Source organism: Enterococcus florum, from assembly GCF_004309355.1.
In the GTDB taxonomy this organism is placed as follows: domain Bacteria; phylum Bacillota; class Bacilli; order Lactobacillales; family Enterococcaceae; genus Enterococcus_A; species Enterococcus_A florum.
This window is the reverse complement of sequence record NZ_BJCC01000039.1, coordinates 1-1,637: the sequence shown is the minus strand read 5'-3', so window position 1 is coordinate 1,637 and position 1,637 is coordinate 1. Positions and strand designations below refer to the sequence as shown.

General features: G+C 37.9%; 1 pseudogene. It reads right to left on the bottom strand.

Going from position 1 to position 1,637, the window contains the following annotated elements:
• Positions 1-1,445: pseudogene (locus NRIC_RS18455) on the bottom strand (IS1182 family transposase); the annotation flags it as partial.
• Positions 1,446-1,637 lie beyond the last annotated feature (192 nt).

Below are 1,637 nucleotides of genomic sequence, written 5' to 3'. Positions count from 1 at the left end.
CAGACTGTAGACAAAAGACGTTCAAAACTCGTAATTTGAGTATTGAACGTCTTTTTAGCTGATTTCTTTCGAAATTTAGGACAAAAAAATAAAGGCTCTTTGCCTTTTTATAGCCAAGTGGCTAATTTCTTTAAATTCATTGCAGCAAACACCAGCATCGTATGCGTCGCGACTTTTTCCAAGCCTCGATACTTGGTCCAACGCATCCCATGCTTTTCTTTTGCATCCGCAAATATTCGTTCAATCGTCTCTTTTCGTTTTTTATAAACGGCCTTATTCAAATCTGTCAGACGAAGATGTTCCACTTCATCCATTAAATCTCCCCAAACATGTCTCGTAATGACTCGTTGGTGGTTTTTACTTTCCGTACATGTCTTTAGCAGCGGACAGTTCACACATTCTTTTGGGTTGGATTTGTATTCTCGGTACCCTTCTCGAGTGACCGTTGAAAAATCGAGCATTTGATCCTTCGGACAAATATAACAATCATAATACTCATCGTAAAGAAACTCATTTTTTGATAACAATCCCTTTTTCCCTTTAGTCCTAGTATAAGGCAAACAAGGATGAAGGTTCAAATGAGTCAAAAAGTGAACAAATTTAGGTGTCTTATAGCCAGCATCAGCAACCACTCGTTTGATTCCAGGAAAAAGACTCTTCGATTGTTTGACGAGTTGAAAGGCAACTTGACTGTCATGAATATTTCCAGGAGTTACTATCGTGCTGAGAACAAACCCGTTGTCGTCGCATGAAGTATGGGCGGAATAAGCAAATTGTTTCTCTCGTTCACCTTTAACGTAGTAGCCGCTTTCTGGATCGGTTTTACTTATTTTTCTTTCTTTCAGCTTCACTTCCTTTTCTAAGTCCAAAGTAAAAGGGCGTTTTCCGGCTTCGATTCGTTGACGATTGATCTCATCTTCTAATTCATCTTGATAGGCTTTCGCTTCGTCATGGGTCATTTCCTTTGTGAACTTATGCTTATTAGCATTGGCTTTAATGTGAGTCGAATCAAGGTACAAATTATCCTCTGTCACAAAACCGGCTTTGACTGCTTGTTCTAAAATATAAGCAAAAATATCCTCAAACAATGTGGTTTCTCTAAACCGTCGCACATAATTTTTCCCGAAGGTTGAAAAATGGGGAATTTTTTCTTCGAAGGAATAGCCTAAGAACCAACGATAAGCAACGTTGGTATCTACCTCCTTGATCGTTTGCCGCATGGAACGAATTCCGAATAAATATTGGATAAACACTAATTTGATCAAAATGACTGGATCAACACTTGGTCGCCCTAAATCAGAGTAAGTGGCTTCGACGATTGGATAAATAAAATTAAAATCAAGCGCGGCATCGATCTTTCGAACGAGATGATCTTTGGGAACAAGATCATCAATCGTGAGCATCGCGAATTGATTTCTGCCGTTCGTATTGTTTTTGGACATCATAAAACACCACTCCTTGTATTCGATTTCATAAATCCATGACGTCTATTTTTTAATTATTTGGAGCCCTGTAACCAGCTTGTTTTTGTTCTTTGATTTTTATTATCTCTTCTAAATGTCAATCGGAGTATCTAAATCATCATTCAAATGTGAATCATTAGTTAGCTTTATCCGCATACCATTTTTGTTAATCCA